A 16457-nucleotide genomic window follows, 5' to 3' on the forward strand; every position below is an offset into this window, starting at 1 on the left:
TATTGCTAAAGTTGATTATCTAAATGGTAGGCTCAAGATATAGCCATTATAAAAAAACACTTCGCGAAGTAAGAAAGGTATTTTGCTGTTCATCGTTTTATATACAGAACTTTGGGATGGTGATGAATATGCATCCATTCCAATGGTTTCTGCCATGAAAATTGCTCTTTTCATATGGAGTGGGTCACTGACGATTGTGAAGGTTTCTAAATCTTCTTCAATCGCGAAATCATATGCATAGTTAAGATTTTCTTCTGTTATTTTAGATTTTGTCTCAATGAAAATATCCTCAGTTAAGACATTGTTTGCAATTGCATAATCTCTTGCAACTTCAGACTCTGCCAACTGATTTCCTTGTGCCTTGCCACCAGTAAAAATGATTTTCTCTACATAGTCATTTTCATAAAGCCAAATTGCATGATTTATTCTTTCGCGAAAAACAGGTGATGGTTCATCTCCCCACACGGCGGCACCCAAAACTATAGCTGCATCTGTTTTCACCCTTTGAACTTTATTCCCGAATGTCCAAATACTTGCTGCCGAATACGAAATATAAATAAGAAAAAATCCTACTATTAGGAGAGAAAACTTAAATAACCCTTTTTTCAATTAATCCCACCTCATCTCAACTACCTTTAACCTTATATTATCAGCACTTTCCATTTTTGTCTGAACCAGATATGTTCACAATACACTACCAGAAGACAATAAACTTTCGAAATAAAAAATGTAGACAAACCCAATTGACCTTGAGTTTGTCTACATATTTTCAAGCTATTTATCTAAGAAACTACTTCCTTTTTATTTCTGCGAGTCCATGCAATTAACACAGCGATAATTAATGCAAATCCTAAGTATCCCATTGTTGAATACACTTTACCTACTAATGTAGTAAAGCCGACTAAACTTGCTACAAACCCTACTAAGCCAACTGCAACAATTGTTGGTTTAAATACTTTATGGTCTGGTGCAACGAAACGTACTGTAAATGCATAGAACATTCCCACCGCTGTGTTGTACATCATACCAAGCAACGCAATCGCCATCAGCACACCAACTGCTGGATGGATTTGTTTAGCTAGCTCTAATGTAGGCATGTCCACACCTGCAACAACATCCATTTTTACAAACATCGTTAAGTTAATTAAGATAATTAATACACCTAGCATAACACCACCGAAAATACCACCTAGACCAGCTACTTTACTATCCTTTTCTGTACCCCCCATTACGATTAGCAGAGCTGCACCTGCTGCAAGATTGTACGATACATAAAGCAATGCGCCCATAAACCAGTTGGAAGCAGCACTTGCTTGATTTTGTGCAATTTCATTTGCTTCAGAAATAGAAATATCCATAGTAAATAATGAGTAGATTAAGATAATGAAAATTACGACCATTAAATAAGGTGTAATAACAGCAATTAGATTCATAATATTTTTTACATTTAATAGCAGCGTTCCAATTGTTAGTGCTACCATGATAATACTCCCAATCATCGGGTCAATCCCAAACATTTGATTAAATGTAGAACCAGCCCCCGCAAACATAACTACAGCTACTCCGAATAAGAAGAATGTGATTAGAACATCTAGCACCACTCCTACATAACGACCACCAATATGATAAATTACACCTTTATGAGATGTTGTTTGAAGTTTCGATCCAAGTTGTGCAAGCGTCATCCCTAAAAAAGCAAAAGCAACTGTTGCAACTAGCCCTCCAATAATTCCCAAAATACCAAAACTCGTAAAATACTGCATTATTTCTTGACCTGAGGCAAAGCCGGCACCAACAATTAGTCCGACAAAGGCCCCTCCAATTTGTAAACTTTTCTTCATACTATTCACCCGCTATTCTAAGATGTTTAAAGATTCTGAAAAAAATAATTTCAAGTTATCCTTAAGTATCTTTTATTGATACTTAAGGATTTTCGCTTATTTATATACCTTTTTATCGACTGTATACGATTCAACTGTTTCAATATCTACTTTGTAACCAATACCAGCTGTTTGTGGTACTTGAATATAGCCATTTTCAGCCACAACTTCCGGCTCGATAATATCTTTTTCCCAGTAACGATTTGAACTAGCTGTGTCCCCTGGTAAAATGAAGTTCGATAATGTGGTTAATGCAACATTATGAGCTCGGCCTATGCCAGACTCTAGCATTCCACCACACCAAACTGGAATTCCTTTTAACTCACAGTAGTCATGAATTTTCTTCGCTTCTGTTAAACCGCCAACTCGACCAATTTTAATGTTAATAATTTTTGTCGCACCTAGCTCTACTGCTTTCCGTGCATCTTCAAGTGAATGAATACTTTCATCTAGACAAATAGGTGTATTCAATTGTTTTTGTAAAGTAGCATGATCGATTATGTCATCAGATGCTAAAGGCTGTTCAATCATTGTTAAGTTAAACTCATCTAATTGCTTTAACAATTCTGCATCACTTAAACGATACGCTGAATTAGCATCTGCCATAATTGCCACATCCGGGAATTTTTCACGTAATGTACGCATTACTTCAACATCCCAGCCCGGCTTAATTTTTACTTTAATTCGTTTATACCCTTCGTTTACATACTCATCGACAAGGGATACTAGTTCGTCAATGCTTTTTTGGATGCCGATACTAATTCCCACTTCAATTTTATCCTTCTTCCCACCAAGCGCTGATGCTAATGATTGATTCGTAAGTTGTGCGTAAATGTCCCAAACAGCACCTTCAATTGTTGATTTTGCCATGTTATTTTTACGAATTGGCTCAAAAATTTCGTTCACTTCATCTGGATGAGAAATATCTTTATTTAAGATAAGCGGAATCAAAAAGTCTTCAAGCATATGCCAGTTTGTTTTTAATGTTTCTTCATTGTACCAGGGCGAATGAAATGCTACCGATTCTCCCCAGCCAATTGTGCCATCTTCATTTTTCGCTTCTAAAAGTAAAAATTCTTTATTTGTAAATGTCCCAAAACTTGTTGTAAATGGGGACTTTAATTTCATTTGTAAATGGCGAATCGTAATTTCAGCAATTTTCATCTTCATTTCCTCCAAGCTCTAACGTATCTTTTTTAACAAAAATATAGCTATTCCATTGGTCGTTCTTTTGTATTCGAACAGCCGTGTAACCTGCTGCAAATACTTTTTGAAATACTTTTCGTGTTTCCATTCGCCAGTGCATCGCGTGTTCCTGGCTTTTTGCTTTTAAACTTTGAAAATCCCATGGAACAGGAAGTGAATATACCTCTGATGTTAAAGCATCTAATGCAAATATTTTCAACGATGGTAATCCTGCTTCGTCAAAAATGATTTCCCCGAGTGGTTGAGGATGACTAATTTGCGGTTCAATTTGCTTTTCGACATAAGGACTTTTTAAATACCAATGAACTTCAAAACGGTCAGATGGTAACCCTTGATTAAAGCCATCCTTCATTTCACCATAACAATTTTCAATGTATGTATGACAAACTCCATTCAACTTCGTCAGGTTTAAATAGCCATTTCGAGTTTCGAGTGGATCATATGTCCAATGCATCATGTCGTAACCTTTACTGATAGCAATTGTTCTTTGTGCATGTTTTAGTTGCTCGCCAATTTGTTGTGAGCGATAGTTTTCATCGATTCCAAGCATGTGTGAGCAAAGAGACACTTTACTGTTTTTAAAGCCTGCAAATCCGTAACTAAACCCGACAAGCTTTTCATCATCATAGGCACCAACCATAATCCCCCCATTTTTAACGGCGGTTAACGTTTGGTGAGTAGGAATTGGCTCAATACCCCATACTTGTTTTTCTAAGAGTTGAACTTGTTCCATTTCTTCTAACGTTGTTAATTCTCTCACTTGTATCATGTCTAATCTCTTCTTTCTACTTGCTGTAATGCAATAAGGAGCGCTTTAGTAATAATACGTGCCCCTACAGGTAACTGCTGCTGATTAAATGTCATTTGCGGATGATGAAGTCCTGGTGCAACCCCACAGCCGAGCCCAAGCATTGTGGACTTTAAGTGAGGTTTTGAGTAGGAATAAAAGTGAAAATCCTCTCCACCTGGTGTGATAACTTCAGGAGCACAATGTTCTTCGCCAACCGTTTCAATAATTGCCTGCTTCATAATCGCTTTCGCCTCAGGATGAACTTGTGCTGCAACGATATGAGTAGCTACCTTCGTTGTAATCGTTGCGTCGTATAATGTACTAATGGCCTCTACTGCCTTTTCAAACCCATTCGTCAGTGCATCCATCGTTTCATTCGTTTGTGCACGCGTATCAATACTAAATGTTGCACTACCTGGAATAATATTCGATGACATTCCACCTGCTTGGAGCTGAGTCATTTTGATGGAACCTGATTCGGTTGGGCTAATCCAAATACGTTTCAATGCATCCACTAAAGCAGAAGCTATTTCAATGGCATTGATTCCTTGTTCAGGTCGTGCACCATGAGCTTCTACACCTGTTATTGTCCCTGTAATCAGTTTTGCAGCCCCATGATATAACGCTGGTGAATGGGCCCCATCTTGAAGCTCTATAGACGGCCTAACATGTACACCAAATAAATATTCCAAGGAGTCGATTACACCTTGTTGAACAATTGCCTTTGCGCCCTCTCCCTTTTCTTCAGCTGGCTGAAAGATCAAACGAACAGCTCCTGGCAACGATTCTTTTTCTTCATTTAAAAGGAGTGCTGTACCAATTGCCATTGACATATGTCCATCATGCCCACATGAGTGATTAGCTTGAAACTCTCCATCCACTTCTTGCCATAGTGCATCAATATCTGTCCTAAATCCTACTTTTGGGATACCTTGTCCAATATCAACATATAATCCTGTCATATCTTCAAAAGATTTAGGCTCTAATCCTTCACTCTTAAGAAGCTCTATTAAATAAGCTGTTGTATTTGTTTCTTCCCAGCTGATTTCCGGGTTTGCATGTAAATGAGCAAACACCTTTTGCATTCGTTCAGTTAATTGTTGCTCTGTCATATCATTCAACTCCATCGATTTGCAATAAAGCTATTTTGAAAATCATCATATTTTACCCGTTGCTCATTATAATAGTCTTGATCATTAGACATCATGCCGACAACAAGGGTATTTAAAAAGGCAATTAAAGCAGGCATCATATCTATAGTGGATAACTCAGGTTGTTGCAAAACAAATGATTCATTTGCAAATGCATGAATCGGTGCGACATTTGAATCTGTTATCGCAACTGTATATACACCGCGCCTTAAAAACTCTTCAGCAATTTGAATTGGTTCTTTGTAATAGCGATGCAGTGAAATGACTATGGCAAGTTCCGATTCTTCAACTTCTTGCAATGTACGAATTAACATCCCCGTTTCAGTTTGGACAAGTTCTACATTTGGCCGAAGCATGTTTAATGTAAATTGAAACCATTGTGCTGCAAAACTAGATGCCCCAGAGCCAATTATGTAGATACGTTTTGCCTCGTGTAACTTTTTCGTCGTGTTATGAAACTGTTTAGGATTAACTTGTTTTGCAATTCTGACAATTTGATTGCTAGTTTGGCCCATCACTTTTTCACAAAGTTGTTGTTCTTTAAATAGCTCTTCTTTAGAAGATACATAGTTACCTAAAGTGCTATTCGTATTATTTTCAAATAAATACATCGTCAGCTCTTTTTGCAACTGAGCATAGCCATTTAAACCAATCGTATAGCAAAATCGAATGACCGTTGTTTCACTCGTTCCCGCTTGCTTTCCGACTTCACTTGCTGAGTGAACGCCTACATAAGTTGGGTTATTTAATATAAAACTTGCCACCTTTTGTTGTGACTTTGATAAAGAGTTATATTGTCGTTCAATTCGTTCTTTAATTGTTCCTATTGTATTCAGAGGAAGTCTCCCCTTTATTTTTTCTTTTATTGAAGTTTAGGCTTCATAAATATAATTAGTAATCTAACATGAAAAAAATAGACTAGCAACAAGTATTCTGAAATTTCTCAGTTGTTTGTTTATTGAAAATTAGCATGAAAGCATTTTAAAACATGAAAATCATTAATAAGCTAGCGATTTTACTAATAAAAAAGAAGAGAGGCATTATAATAGAAATTCACCGTAATCAGGCCTTTTTCCAATAATAACCTCAGAAAAATAGTTATTTTACACTAATGTAAACAAAGTCTTTGTTCCGTTTTTTCTTCTCTTTTAAACAGGTATGATTAAAATTAGGGCACTGAAAAAGTCGATTTTGATAAATTTTTATAATAAAAATACGCTCAGATCTTTTAGGAAGTGGGATTCACGAAGACTCCTACGGGAACAGCTTGAGCTGAAGACCCCGCAGGAGCTTGCGACGAGGAGGCTGAAGCCAAGCCCGTGGAAAGCGAAGTGAATCCCACCTTCTATTTAGAAGCAAATAATTACTATAAATTTTTATCGGTATTTAGTTTTTCAGTGGCTTCGATTAAAATAGGGAACATTTTGAATTTATGGATAAGAATTAGGAGGATCAGCACTAGATGAAATATGTATTTCTTTATTTATGTTTAACATTACTCCTTTTAGTGGGGTGTTCATCTAATGAAAAGGAAAAACAAGAGGAAAAGATTGAGCAAACTACAACTGAGACTAAAAAAGAAGAGGCTCAGGATGGGTCCAAAAACAAGGAAGATATATCGTATGACGAAACAAAATTAGTTGAAGCTGTTGATACGGCTAAAGTTTATCCAGAAATAACTTTTCAAAATATTAATTGGTTTTTTGGAAGCCCAGATCGTCAGCCGTATGGAGGAATTTGGGTATATACTTCAGAAACCATTCCATCTGGTTATGATGACACTATTGATTGGGAGCAAAATGACTTATTGTTATTACAAGTAAACGATGCTCAATATGTTGATCACGAGCTAGAAATCAAAGCACTGCAAATACTAGATGATAATGTCGTAAAAATTGTAGTAAGTATTGAGCCAGATGAATATAGTACAGATAAAAAAGCAGCAAGAAGATATGCATCAGTTGAAAAAGGTCAACTAGGTGGCAAGAAGTTTTTAGTTGAAACAGTTGAGGGAGATCAAATAGACGTAGGAACCGAAGTAAAAACAAGCGAAATTTCTAAATAGACAAGAGTTTTAGTGTAATAAACGCGAGCGCCTATCCATCAAATTCAAAGGGTAGGCGCTCATTTATTTATTGAAACATTACAGTGAAACCAATCCATCCAATTAGTAAAATATTGGGGGAAATTAACATTGCAGACAACCATCTTATGTTTTTTCTTAAGAAGTATGCTGCTCCAAGGTAAAACAAAGGAAAGACCATTCCCCACCATTCAAAACGTGGTGTTGCAGCTAAATAAAGAGAAATCGGGATAAATAAGATAAAGGTAATGACAAGTAAAGATGCCTTTTTTGAAGCTATTGCCATGACCGACAGTACAATGGATGCAATCATAAATGGCCAAAAGAATATCCCCATCGGACTCCTCCTTAACAAATTTGATAACAAAAAGTAAAGGCTTTCACTAGATTATAGTACAACGAGAAATATATTTCCTTAAAATAGGGCTTTATCAAATTAATTCTATTTTCGTTTAATGATTTTCAAACCGTCTAAACTTGACCATTGAAATGATTCCTAATAGCGGCCCAATTGCTAATATTGTAAAAACCCACTCCCACCCTATTATTTGCTGAATAAAAGGAATTAGATTAATAGAGAATATCGTGAGTAGAAAACCAATACACATTTGAAAAGTTAGAGCTGTACCTACATACTCCTCTTCCGCTACTTCTGAAACGGCTGCAGAGAATTGGGCGGAATCAGAAATAACAGACATCCCCCAAATGACTGAAATTATTAAAGTTAGCCAAATAGATTGACCAAATGTAAAACCAATCATTACACAACAAATTGCACTAACTAACATAGAATAAATTGTTAAATTGGCTCTACCTATTTTATCGGAAATTACTCCACCAACCACACAACCAATCCCCCCTGCAATACCGATAGACAAAAATGAAGCAAATGCACTGAACCAATAAGGAATTTCCGGTGAATAGGTTGTGAAACTAACGATTAAAAATACAGGTAGCCACGTCCACATCGCGTACAGTTCCCACATATGCCCAAAGTATCCATAGTTCGCGAGCATTACTCGTTTATTTAGTACAACCTTTTTAATAAATTTAAACGAGAAAGGTACCTTGTTTGCTTTTACAGGGGCATCTTCTAAAATATACGTCACAATAAGTGCCGATAGTAAAGCCAGTATTGAACTACATATAATGACCATTTTCCAATTCACTGAAAAGAAAAACATAGCAACAAAATGTGGTAACGAAGACCCTAAAGTTAAAGCTGCAATTAAAATCCCAATAGCAATGCCCCGTTTTTTAGGAAACCATTGCGATAAAATTTTTACAGCAACTGGATAAACTCCTGCCAATGTAACTCCGGTTAAAATTCTTAGTAATATACCAAAAAATGCGGTATCAACTACTATTAATAAAGCATTTAATAGTGCACCTAAAATTGCTGATATTGCAAAAATCTTACGTGGATTAAAGCGATCAGCAATTCCAAAATATGAACTTAACAAGGCACCAATTACAAACCCAATAGGAACCGATGTAGAAAGCCAAGCTTCTGTTGTCGAGCTTAGATTCCAAATATTCATTAGTTCAAGTGCAATAACGGATGCACTAAACCACAAACTTAGAGCAAATAACTCTGCTAATCCAATCCATAGTAACGCCCTCCAACTACCGTGAATCATAACTTCCCCCCTTAAAGATAGATTTAAATTAATTATACAAAATATTAAAAAAAAAGAATTATATTCGATATTTTTCAAAATAAAAAAAGGATTGCCTTAGCAACCCCACAAAAAATAATGACGACTAATTATAAATTTAGAATTCTTTAAACTTTTCGAATGTTTCAAAATAATAATAAATCATTGAACTTCAACATCTTCAGCTTTTATATAACCAACCCGATTGCCTATTAAAATTCCATAGTAATTCTCATTGATTTTAGCAACTGAAATTCGAAGGCCTTTACTCAATCTTGCAAATGGAGTTGAATCAACGGTTGGTTTGTGTAAGACAGCTGTATCATTATTGAGTGTACGAACGATTTGGTCAAATTTTAAAGTTTGATTGTTCATTTTTACTTGTGCGTCTGTATATCGTTTAAGTGACTTTGCTTGAATATATCCTCTCGTCTTTCCAAGTTCAATTCTTATCCAATCACCATAGTCACCTGTTATTTTCAACACTTCATTTTCATCTATTGTTGCCACTTGGAATTTAGCATTTTTATCGGAATAGACCGCAACAAGTGAATTTACTTTAATATAGTCGGCTTTTCTAATATGATGCTTATTAACAATTCTCGAAATATCTGCAATAATTTTTTTCGACTTTTCATAAGAAAATCCTTTCGTCATCACTGCTATTGCATAAGGGCTTTCATCATAGACAATTCCAACGTCATGAGACAGTTGATACATCGGGATCATCCCAACTTTATGCGCAACTTTTACTCCTTTTACTCCAGCTGGAATTGTTTCATTGTAAATCGTTTGTTGTAGATATTTATTTAATTCATTTCCATTCTCAGTAGTTTGGCCTAATTTATATAATTGCTGTACATATAGTATTAAATCATGGGCAGAAGTATTACTCAGTGCATTTCGGGAAGAATAAGTCGCCCCCAATTTCTTCATATATTTCACGTAATTCTTTTCGCCAACTTTTTCTTTTAACATGCTATAAGCAATATTATCACTGAAAACCATCGACTTTCTCAGCAAATCCTTAATTGTATACTTTGAACCTACTTTGTGACCTAATAAAACGCCACTCCCCCCAACATAGTGGTGTTTTTTGTATGTAAGTTTTTGATTTAAATCGATTTTCTCTTGATCTGCCAATTCCATAATATACATTGCTAGCGGTAGTTTTATAGTACTTGCAGCTACATAGGCCTTTGTTGCATTATTTTGATACGTTTCCCCTGTAGTAAGATCATAGTATTCTATTGCAATGCTTCCACTAAATTTTTTTATGTATTGATTAATTTCTTTTGATAAATTCTCTTTAAAATTATATGGAGCATCTACCATTGCCGCTTGTGTATTTGTTTGAAAAATTGAAACAAAAAAGAAAGCAATTATTACTAAATTAAAATATTTTCTGAAGTTACCCACAACTATCCTCCTAGGTTAAAAGTTTTACATAAACAATAGTAACATTTATAGTAATCACTTCCAACCTTTTACAATAATTTAAAAAGCGATTGCACACTTATACAATCGCTTACTAAATTAATAATCAATGGAATTTGCGATTTGAACTAGAATTTCGGGCGTTACCTTATGTGCAGCTTCATTATCGATACTAAATACATATTGCCAACCTTCTTTTTCAAACACTAACATATTAAAACCAAATCTCGGGTCTTCAATATATGTTGCTTTTTTTCCATCCGTTAGCTGATAAACTTTTGAAACATATCTATCAAATGGAATGTTATATTTTACTGGTCGAACATCAATTTTGAAATGATTTTCAGGATATTGATCACTTATCATTTTCATTTCAAAGCTGTCATTTATTTCTCCATCTAAATCACTAAACCTTCCAAAATGATGAGTAAAGCTAATGGGTGGCACTCTTAAAGGCAGCTTTAGTTCCTGTTGAAAATGTTTTTCAAATTCCCATAAGGCAGCTTCTACAGTTTTGTACCCTACTTCTGGAAAAATAACTTCAAATGGCTGAGGAGCATTATCTGCATTTGCGTGCGTTTCCCCATTGGCAATTACAAAGATAAATAATAAAGGAATTATCTTTTTCACATGCTTTTGCCCCTTTTAGGAATAGTAGATCAACATTTTTACTAAACAAGCGTTACTAATGGGCAGCTCTCGTCGCTTGCCCACTCATTCATTGAGCCGTCATATACCGCAACGTTTTCTTGCCCAAGTTTGTTTAATAGGAGCGCATTCCAAGTTGCAGCAATCCCACCACCACAATAGGTAATGACTTTTTTATCTGGGTCTAATGCTCCTAACTTATCAAAAGTTTCACGTAAAGTTTCATCATCATATAGTAATCGCGTTTTAGGATTTGAATGTGCTCCAAAAAAAGCATGTTTACTTCCCGGAATATGGCCGGGACGAGGGTAAGTTGTTGTTTCTCCACGGAAATCTGCTTCTGACAGACTATTAATTAATATGATGTCATCATTTCCTAATGCCGCTTTTACATCTTCTTTTGAAACAATTAAATGTTCTCGACGCTGACCCGGGAATAGCGCAGGAGGGTAATGATTCACACCAGACTCTGTTGGGCGTCCATCTAGTTTCCATTTTCGGAATCCACCATCTAATACAGCAACATTGTCAAAGCCTTCATATTTTAACTGCCAACGCAAACGTGCTGACCAATCTGATGCTAAAATATCTACATTGACTAGTGGACCACGATCGTAAATAACGACGTACGTATCATTTGTAATCCCAAGAGGTTCAACTGCTTTTAAAAATTGCTCTCGAGTTGCTATGGTAAATGGAGCGCTTCCATTCGGGTCGGTGAAATGCTTTAACAGGTCTGCATAAGCTGCTCCCGGAATATGTTCCTCTTTATAAGCCTCAAAGCCAGACCAAAGCTCCGGAAAACCTTCTCCTTCTGGAATTTTTAAAAACGTCGTTGCATCAATGAGTCGTAAATTCTCATCACCAAGACGAGCTTCTAACCAATCGCCATCAACAATTAGAGGAATATTTGCCATTGAATGAACTCCTTTTTAGTATAATTTAAAGTCTACTCTTGAACTTGTCCAAAAAAAATACGTTTCAAACTTACACCATTAAAATAGCTTAATCCTTACTAACAAAACAACTTTTCAAAGAATCATTCACGGATTGCAAAATTGTATATGCAGATTATACTTCATTTCCTCATAATAAAAAGGAGCTTATTAGACTCTACAAAATCTAATGCGCGCCTTTATCACTCACAAATAATTATTGAAAATTTCAATAGTTACTTAGCGATGTTTACTAATGTGTAACTCATCTGATTTATCTCCTCAACTGCTGCATTCACTTGTTGAGATAATGCTGCCTGGGTGCTCGCTAATTCATTAATTATTTCCATATGTTTCAATATGCTATCAATTAATTGTTTCATACCATCTAAGCTTTTTTCTATATTTCCTGTTGCATCGGCACTATGCGTTGCTAGCTTTCTTACTTCTTCAGCTACTACGCCAAAGCCTTTTCCATGCTCACCAGCACGCGCAGCTTCAATTGCTGCATTTAGTCCTAAAAGGTTTGTTTGGTCAGCAATCGATCGTATGAAGGTAGATATTACTTGTGTTTCGTCTGCACTTTCCTTTGCTTTATTTGCCGCTGTTGTCGATTGTTCTTGTGTTGCTGCTAACTGGTACGCTTGTGTTGTGAGCGAACTAATTCCTTTCACCATGTCCCCAATTGCTGCAGAGAGTTGCTCAATCTGCTCTTTAATGTTTTGATCTTTTTCCTTCTTCTCTTTTTCAATGGTAATATCTCGAATAGTTCCTGCTATACGTTCTAACTGCCCTGTTGGTGACAGAATGACTCTTGCACGGTTATTAATCCATATGTAATGACCTAAACGATGCTGCATTCTATATGAAACTTCATAGTCATCAAATGCGCTCGGGTTTGTTATGTATTCTCCTAAGGAAATATTGGCATATTCAAAATCATCAGGATGCATAAGTTTAGCGAAAACATCACTTGTACTTGGAAGGTCATAGCCATTTGTGTAACCAAGAGTCTTCTTGAATTGATCAGAAAACCAGAAAAAACTATTAGGATGTGTTGTATCACCTTGAAACACTGTCATATCCCAAGCACCTTCATGCATTGCCTCTGTTATTAATCCATACTTCATTGCTAAAAATTGAGCTTCTTTTTCACGTAAAATTGTTTCATCCATATCCGTAAGAACACCCATTAATTTTTTCAATTTGCCATCTGAATTGTATTTTGCCGATATAGTAGAACTCATCCAATGGTAGTTTCCATCTTTAAATAAATAACGCTGTTGTGAAGTGAATTTTTCAGGCCTCTTTGGGTCAGTTAAAAATTGTTGTAGACTTCCATTTAAGCTTTCATCATCTTCAGTATGTAAAATTGAATGAAAAGATGATAAATTATTCGGTAATTCCTGTTCTGATAAGTATCCTGTTAGTTCTCTGAATGATGGTTTCCAATCAAAAGTAGTTTCTGGATGTTGTAAATCTCCATCTTTTACTTTCATTTCCCAAACACCAACATTAGCCAAACCGCAAATAATATCAATCTTCCGCTCTCTTTTTAACAGTTCCTCTTGATAGTAATGATTAAGACGTTCAAATTGTACGAAAAAATCTTTAAATCGTTCATTATTAGGTATCGATTTTTCACTAATAATAGCATCCACATAAGAAGTGACATCTCCTAGCAGTGAAGATACTTCATTTTTACGATTTATTAAGCTCCCTAGCATAAAACTTCCTCCAAGTTTAACATCATTTTACAAAACTTTTACTAAATAATTACAATATAGCATATTAGTTTTAAGTAGTAAATAAATACTATAACTATAAATTTCATAAAGGTTATATTACCTAATAGAATTTTTAATAATGGTAAAAAATATCCAGAAAAAAAGAGCGTTAACCATGAAGATTAACGCAAAAAAGCTTAATTTTCTTTCGTAAAGAAAACTTTATTTAGTTGAATAATAATCAATGGAACAACCGCTAACCCATAAACCATTAATAATTGGAAATGATTCAATGTTGCAACTTCAAACAATCCTAAAATTAGTACTGTATTTAGTAGTATAAATCCGACTAAAAAAGCAATCCATACTGCTAAATTTGAAAAAATGCCAATTTTAAACAGAGATTGTTCTGAACGGCAATTAAATCCATGGAATAAGCGGGACAAACATAGTGTTGCAAAAGCCATCGTACTACCTACAATAGGATCACCTGAGGAAAGTCCGACTTGAAATGCGATAATGGTAACTGCTGCAATAATTAATCCCTCAAATCCTACTTGGGTAGCAAACTTTTTATTGAGTAATGGCTCATGGATATTACGCGGTTTTTCTTTCATAAGTTTCTTATTATGTGGCTCTAAACCAATCGCAATCGCTGGCAAACTATCTGTTAATAAGTTAATAAACAGTAAATGTACTGGGGCAAATGGAACTGGCAATGCCAAAAGTGTTGCATAAAGAACGACGAAAATGGCTCCTGCATTTCCTGATAATAAAAACTTTATGGCATTTTTAATATTGGCATAAATACTACGACCATTTGAGATTGCTTTCACAATCGTTAAGAAGTTATCATCAGTTAAAATCATGGATGAAGCATCTTTAGCTACTTCTGTTCCTGTTACTCCCATCGCTACACCAATGTCTGCTTGTTTTAAAGCAGGAGCATCATTTACCCCGTCCCCCGTCATCGCGACTACATGGCCTTTTTCTTGCCAAGCTTTAACGATACGTATTTTATGTTCTGGTGACACTCGGGCATAAACGGAAATTTGCTCTACTTTATCACGCAATTCTTGATCGGATAGCTTTTCAATTTCAATACCTTCTATTGCTTCAGATGGATCTTTTAAAATACCAATTTTTTTGGCAATTGCTGAAGCAGTTATTTTATGATCACCCGTTATCATGACAGGTTTAATGCCAGCTTGAATGCAATCTGCAACAGCACGGAACGATTCTTCCCGAGGTGGGTCCATAATGGCAACTAAGCCAACAAAGGTAAAATCTTTTTCGTCTACTACTCGTATTTGAGGTGAAGATACCTCTTTATAAGCAATGGCCAGCACTCTTAATCCTTCATTTGAAAATTTACTGTTCGTATCTCTAATATTGTCAAGGTGTTGCTTTCTAATAACTGATGCCCCATTGATAGATTCAATGAGCTTAATTCGTGGTAGTAGAACATCCACTGCACCTTTTGTAATCATAATGTGACGATTTCCAATTTTGTTGACCGTACTCATTAATTTTCGAGTTGAATCAAATGGTAATTCACCAACACGTTGATGAAAACCGCGCACAATATGTTCATTGAGTTGATAACTATGTCCTAAATTGACAAGGGCCAATTCTGTCGGGTCCCCGATTTGTTTGTCGTCTAAAGTAACGGAATCATTACACAATACAGCCATATCAATAAATTTTTTATGAAGTTGATTTGTCATTTGTAATTGATCATGTTCGAATATTTCCTGACCAATGTACACTTTTTGAACGGTCATTTTATTTTGAGTAAGTGTCCCTGTTTTGTCTGAACAAATGATTGAAACACTACCTAAACTTTCTACTGCAGGTAATTTACGAATAATCGCGTTTTCTTTCGCCATATTTTGAGTTCCTAATGCAAGAACAATTGTTACAATTGAACTTAGTGCTTCGGGGATGGCTGCAACCGCTAAAGAAACTGCGAACATAAATGAATCAACTAACTCGCGACCACGTAAAATATCAAGCCCAAAAATAATAAGGCAAATTACGATAATTCCTAATGCAAGTCGTTTTCCAAATTGGTCAAGACTCAACTGAAGTGGGGTTTTCTTCTCTTTTGCGTTATCTAGTAAGGTTGCAATCTTACCAATCTCTGTATTCATGCCAATTGATGTAACGATGGCTTGACCTCTTCCATTAGTAACAAAGCTTCCGGAGAACACCATATTTTTCTTATCCCCAAGTGAAATATCTTCTTTGTTTATCCTTTGTGAGGTTTTATCAATTGCCAATGATTCACCAGTTAATGAACTCTCATTAACTTGTAAACTAAAGCTTTCTAATACGCGACCATCCGCGCTAATATAGTCCCCCGCTTCTAAACAAAGAATATCTCCTACAATTACCTCTCTTGAAGGAATTTCAATCACTTGTCCATCCCGTAAAACTTTTGCAATGGGTGATGCCATCTCTTTTAAACTATTTAACGATTTTTCAGCTTTTAAATGTTGTATTGTCCCTAATATTGCATTCAACACGATTACCACGATGATGACGATGGAACTGTCGATATCCCCTAAAAACATAGAAATAATTGCTGCGACAATTAAAATGATGACTAAAAAATCTTGAAATTGCTCAAAGAAGACTTGTACTGCATTTTTCTGTTTACCTTCTTTCAATTCGTTAAACCCTAATCTTTTTTGCCTAAATCGAGCTTCATATTCTGATAAACCGTGATGAGTTACGTCCAATTCTTTCATTACCTCTTGTACAGACGCTCGGTAATATTCTGTCATAATTACTCCCCTCCATCGTTCTATCCAAATGTACTTATGTGTAATAGAGTTGATATTAAATGAAATCCTACTAAATCGGATTACTAATATAAAGAAATCTATGGTTTAAATCTCGAAAATATACTTTCTCATTAACAAAGATTTATGACAAAC

The 16457-nt window shown here is 35.5% G+C and carries 14 protein-coding genes; 1 reads left to right on the forward strand and 13 read right to left on the reverse strand.

Annotation, left to right across the window (positions count from 1 at the left end; translation table 11 throughout):
• Positions 1 to 15: 15 nt before the first annotated feature.
• From CRO00_RS11860 to CRO00_RS11885, 6 genes are all read right to left on the reverse strand, one after another.
• Positions 16 to 609, reverse strand: coding sequence for a YdcF family protein (locus tag CRO00_RS11860; protein ID WP_097073882.1), 594 nt, complete (start codon positions 607 to 609; stop codon positions 16 to 18).
• A 173-nt stretch (positions 610 to 782) separates the two neighbouring features.
• The gene (locus CRO00_RS11865; RefSeq protein WP_097073883.1) at positions 783 to 1841 is read right to left on the reverse strand and encodes a YkvI family membrane protein; all 1059 of its coding nucleotides are present in this window, start codon (positions 1839 to 1841) and stop codon (positions 783 to 785) included.
• A 96-nt stretch (positions 1842 to 1937) separates the two neighbouring features.
• Complete coding sequence (gene menC / locus CRO00_RS11870; RefSeq protein WP_097073884.1) at positions 1938 to 3044, reverse strand: o-succinylbenzoate synthase; 1107 nt, start codon at positions 3042 to 3044, stop codon at positions 1938 to 1940.
• Entirely contained in the window at positions 3031 to 3855 is an 825-nt protein-coding gene (locus CRO00_RS11875; RefSeq protein WP_097073885.1) for a GNAT family N-acetyltransferase, read from the reverse strand. Before CRO00_RS11875 ends, menC begins: the two co-directional genes overlap by 14 nt.
• Positions 3856 to 3857: 2 nt before the next feature.
• Positions 3858 to 5003 carry an amidohydrolase gene (locus CRO00_RS11880; RefSeq protein ID WP_419865882.1) on the reverse strand — a complete coding sequence of 382 codons (1146 nt, stop codon included), beginning with the start codon at positions 5001 to 5003 and terminating at the stop codon, positions 3858 to 3860.
• A complete protein-coding gene (locus CRO00_RS11885; protein WP_337189416.1) occupies positions 4994 to 5893 on the reverse strand; it encodes a MurR/RpiR family transcriptional regulator in 900 nt (299 codons plus the stop codon). The genes CRO00_RS11880 and CRO00_RS11885 overlap by 10 nt, the downstream gene beginning before the upstream one ends.
• 596 nt (positions 5894 to 6489) lie before the next feature.
• On the opposite strand from CRO00_RS11885, the gene CRO00_RS11890 reads away from it, so the two are divergent.
• Entirely contained in the window at positions 6490 to 7092 is a 603-nt protein-coding gene (locus CRO00_RS11890) for a hypothetical protein (protein ID WP_097073888.1), read from the forward strand.
• A gap of 67 nt (positions 7093 to 7159) precedes the next feature.
• Here CRO00_RS11890 and CRO00_RS11895 read toward each other — a convergent pair whose 3' ends face one another.
• The 7 genes from CRO00_RS11895 to CRO00_RS11925 form a co-directional block, all read right to left on the reverse strand.
• Positions 7160 to 7447, reverse strand: coding sequence for a hypothetical protein (locus CRO00_RS11895; RefSeq protein ID WP_097073889.1), 288 nt, complete (start codon positions 7445 to 7447; stop codon positions 7160 to 7162).
• 115 nt (positions 7448 to 7562) lie between these two features.
• A complete protein-coding gene (locus CRO00_RS11900; protein ID WP_097073890.1) occupies positions 7563 to 8750 on the reverse strand; it encodes an MFS transporter in 1188 nt (395 codons plus the stop codon).
• A gap of 180 nt (positions 8751 to 8930) precedes the next feature.
• A complete protein-coding gene (locus CRO00_RS11905; protein WP_097073891.1) occupies positions 8931 to 10187 on the reverse strand; it encodes a serine hydrolase in 1257 nt (418 codons plus the stop codon).
• 117 nt (positions 10188 to 10304) lie between these two features.
• A complete protein-coding gene (locus CRO00_RS11910; protein WP_097073892.1) occupies positions 10305 to 10835 on the reverse strand; it encodes a hypothetical protein in 531 nt (176 codons plus the stop codon).
• Between the two features lie 41 nt (positions 10836 to 10876).
• Positions 10877 to 11770: a sulfurtransferase gene (locus CRO00_RS11915; RefSeq protein ID WP_097073893.1), complete on the reverse strand. Its 894-nt coding sequence runs from the start codon at positions 11768 to 11770 to the stop codon at positions 10877 to 10879.
• Between the two features lie 254 nt (positions 11771 to 12024).
• On the reverse strand, positions 12025 to 13515 hold the full coding sequence (locus CRO00_RS20555; RefSeq protein ID WP_097073894.1) for a methyl-accepting chemotaxis protein: 1491 nt from the start codon (positions 13513 to 13515) through the stop codon (positions 12025 to 12027).
• 197 nt (positions 13516 to 13712) lie between these two features.
• On the reverse strand, positions 13713 to 16304 hold the full coding sequence (locus CRO00_RS11925; RefSeq protein WP_097073895.1) for a cation-translocating P-type ATPase: 2592 nt from the start codon (positions 16302 to 16304) through the stop codon (positions 13713 to 13715).
• Positions 16305 to 16457 lie beyond the last annotated feature (153 nt).

The sequence above is a fragment of the Ureibacillus xyleni genome, assembly GCF_900217795.1.
Classification (GTDB): domain Bacteria; phylum Bacillota; class Bacilli; order Bacillales_A; family Planococcaceae; genus Ureibacillus; species Ureibacillus xyleni.